This window comes from Microbacterium panaciterrae (genome assembly GCF_039541635.1).
GTDB classification, from domain to species: Bacteria; Actinomycetota; Actinomycetes; order Actinomycetales; family Microbacteriaceae; genus Microbacterium; species Microbacterium panaciterrae.
In genome coordinates this window covers 1-3,184 of the sequence record NZ_BAABGP010000006.1, presented here as the reverse complement: position 1 = coordinate 3,184, position 3,184 = coordinate 1, and the positions used below count along the sequence as shown (strand labels likewise).

Below are 3,184 nucleotides of genomic sequence, written 5' to 3'. Positions count from 1 at the left end.
GCAGCCCCGATCGTCACAGGAATCCCTGTCCCGATCGTCACCGCCGACGCTGCCTTCGACACCACCGGAGCCGTCGTATCCACGGTGAAGTAGCAGAGCGCAGTGGAACCAACACCGTCAATGAGCCAGTCGCTGCCCCGAGCATTCCATGCATAGGTCGTGCCATCCGTGAGCCCCGAGAATGTCACTGATCTTTGTCCCTGCGCGACCAGCCCGGGGTGCTGCCATTGCACGCGGTTTGTCAGATCGCTCGCCTGGTACAGGTTGACGTTGTCATCGACATTGCCCGGATCAGGATCGGTCTGGTTCACACTCACAGTGACAGACGTGGCCGAAACCGCAGCTGGGGAATTGGCTGTCCCGCAGCCTCGAGATGGCAGAGTGATCGTCGGGTTCGTTGGGGTGTCTGGCGGTGAGTTGTACGTCACGATGAGCGTCGCATCCCGGCTGTAGTGGCGGCGGGACATGTCGTTGTCGCCTGTGAACGCCAGGTGCACGTTGGGTTGACCGGCCTGAGACTGGATGGCGTTGGTCACAGTCCACCCGACCGCCGTCGCCGGGGTGCTGCAGTCCTGCGGCCCGACCCAGCTCTGCATCGCACCCGACCACCACATCTGACCGGCTTGAATCCAGCTCTGTTCTTGGTTCCACGTATACCCGGGACCGAAGACGCTGACGAAGTGGCTGCTGATCGGGCCCGCGGGGCACGCATCGACGGACAGCTGCGTCGTGTTGAGTACAGCGTTGAGGATCTGCTTACCGGCGAGGGCGCCGAGCGGGAATTGGAAGAACATGTCCGACCGGTACTGCGCGTATGCGCCGACGCGGAGCACATCCGAGGCGCCGGCGGTCAGATACGAGGCGTCCGGGTAGGCTGCGTCCGTGTACCAGGCTCCCGTCGTCCCTGAACTCCAGTCCGGGTCGACGAAGATCGGGTACTCGACGGCGTCCCTGCTTCGCTTCTCCGCTTCGGCGACAGAGGCGCCGATGTCCATCGTGAGGTGATCCTTCGTCATGGTGTGGGTCACGGGCGCCGGCGGAGCCTTCTCGCCTGGTTCCTTGTACGTTCCTCCCGAGGACGAATCCCACCACAACGGTTGCGCTGCGATCAGCGATGACCCGTCCGCAGCCTTCGCGCTCACCCTGCCGATATCAGGCCTCGTCAGCTCCGCGCCAGCCATTGCGACCTGCAGTCGCGCGAGCCCGTTGCCCTTCGCTGCTTGCTCTGATTTGACGACATAGATCGACGCCATCCCGGTCTTCGTCGCGACGAGCTTCAGGTCGACACCCGGCATCACCTCCGGGTACGTCGCAGTGTCGCCTACGACGTTCGGGGTGGGAAGCGTTCCGTCCGGCAATGACTCCGCCACCCACTCGCCCGACGATGTCTGAGTCTCAGAGATCGCGCCCGTGCCGCCCGGCGAGAACCGAACAGGCACCGCGGACGCCATAGGCGAGAACCAATCCCCAACACGCACCAGGCGAGTGTCTACCGGAATCCAGGAGCCCTCGCGCGCAACACGCACCGGAACCGACGACTGCTCCAATCGCATCGTGCCATCCGGCATTGCTGTTGTCTGTTCGGTCGGCGTCGTCAAGGCGTCAATAACGACGGGTTGCCGTGAGGCTGAGGACCGCACCACGGCCAGTTTCATCGCGGACAGAACCTGCGGTGCTGGCGAATACACTGCGGGCGTGGCGGCTGCCACAGGCATGGCTACGAGCGACATCGCCACTGTAACCACCCACACTGCAAATGGATGCACCGCGCGCATATCTTCTCCAACATCCGAAGAGAGTGAAAACCAGAGACTGATACTTGTACAAAACTGCAATTTTGTTTGAGGAAACAATGAAACCCAGTCAAGTGCCTCGCCCAGCTCGACGGGGTCGTCAGGTACGTCGATCCTGAACTTTGGTGTGGTCAAACAGCGGCATGATGACCCCCGCCAGCGTCGAGTGCCCGTGCGAGGGTCTGGAATCACCATCGCACGAGCATCGAAGTATGTGCGGATCAAGCCTCTCGAGGACCACGAGTGTAGGACGCATTACGACACCGAGAAGACCTCAAGCGTCGCCGGCCATACGATCGTGTATTCCTCCCCGTCGGTGGGACGGTACGCAGCCCGAACTCCAGCCCAGCGCGGGTCCGACCCGAGTGCTGACTGCGCCTCCACAAACGCGTCGAGAGGTTGATCGGTATGGACGAACAGGTTCATCTCGTCGGAGCCGAAATCGTGTCCGTCGACGTAGCTTTGGGTCCCGTCGAGACGATCCTCCAAGGCTTCCTCCATGGAGATGAGTGCGAGGTAGTCAGACTCAGAAGCGGCTGGCCATTGCAGGACGAGGACATTTTTCATGACGCCTACCAAGGGTACCGGGGGTGGTCGCAGGCCATTGCTGATCTGCCTCTGGATGTAGAATAGCTGCCCCTCCTCGGGCCCGATGGGCAGCGACTCATGAAGTGAACGCTCAAGGGCGAGCATGTCGGGCTTCGATCCCCGGGCGAGGATGTTGAGGCTCCCTCCGTTCATTTCCTTCGAGGTGTACCGGGTAGCGGGGTTCTTCGTGCGCGAAACCTAACGGTTGACACATGCTCCTCGCCGTCGGAGGACGCACCCCATGACCCCCACCGAATGTCCGAAGAAACGGTTAGGCGATGCGAATGGCCACCCGCCGATACGCCATAATGCGTGCCCCGGCATGATCACGGGATTTCACTTGTCGTTCTTTGAGATCACCGCGAGAACTGAGCGCGCGTCAGATGATAGCCAAATTCCAGCGGTGAATGTGTTCTCGCCGATCACAATCAGAAGAAGGTAGGTCTCGCGATAGTTGTCAATCGCACTGATGAAACGATGAGTTTCCGCCCGGAGCGGGCTCTCTGCCTTCATTCGTTGGAGGCGACCCTGGTATATGCCGCGAATCTCGGCCGCCAGCACGAGGCTACCCTCGTACCTCTCCGATTGGGAAGACTGCAATAGTTCTAGCAGCCATGTCGGAGGGGCGGGGGACTTTCGGGTAAGCAAACGCACAAGTTCGGAACGAGCTAAGTCTTTCCTCATGGCAGCACGTCCGCACCAGTCACGGTTCCCCTTATCAAAACTTCCGCCTCATCAGGGTGCGTCCCGTAGCGTGGTGTCATTTCCCGCGGGGTTCTCGTCGTCGGAGACGGTGAAGGGCC

At 61.2% G+C, this 3,184-nt stretch carries 3 protein-coding genes; all 3 read right to left on the bottom strand.

The features are described 5' to 3' along the window. Nucleotides 1-1,928: hypothetical protein (locus ABD882_RS04605; protein ID WP_345184838.1), on the bottom strand; the 1,928-nt coding region annotated here is incomplete at its 3' end. A 120-nt stretch (nt 1,929-2,048) separates the two neighbouring features. Next, nucleotides 2,049-2,486 (bottom strand): hypothetical protein, encoded by a 438-nt coding sequence (locus tag ABD882_RS04600; RefSeq protein WP_345184836.1) that lies wholly within the window; start codon nt 2,484-2,486, stop codon nt 2,049-2,051. A gap of 231 nt (nt 2,487-2,717) precedes the next feature. Next, nucleotides 2,718-2,942, bottom strand: coding sequence for a hypothetical protein (locus ABD882_RS04595; RefSeq protein WP_345184834.1), 225 nt, complete (start codon nt 2,940-2,942; stop codon nt 2,718-2,720). Nucleotides 2,943-3,184: the final 242 nt, after the last annotated feature.

Bases quoted from the DNA above. Each gene is read 5' to 3' on its own strand.
- ABD882_RS04600 (WP_345184836.1), bottom strand. From the start codon at position 2,486: ATGCTCGCCCTTGAGCGTTCACTTCATGAGTCGCTGCCCATCGGGCCC.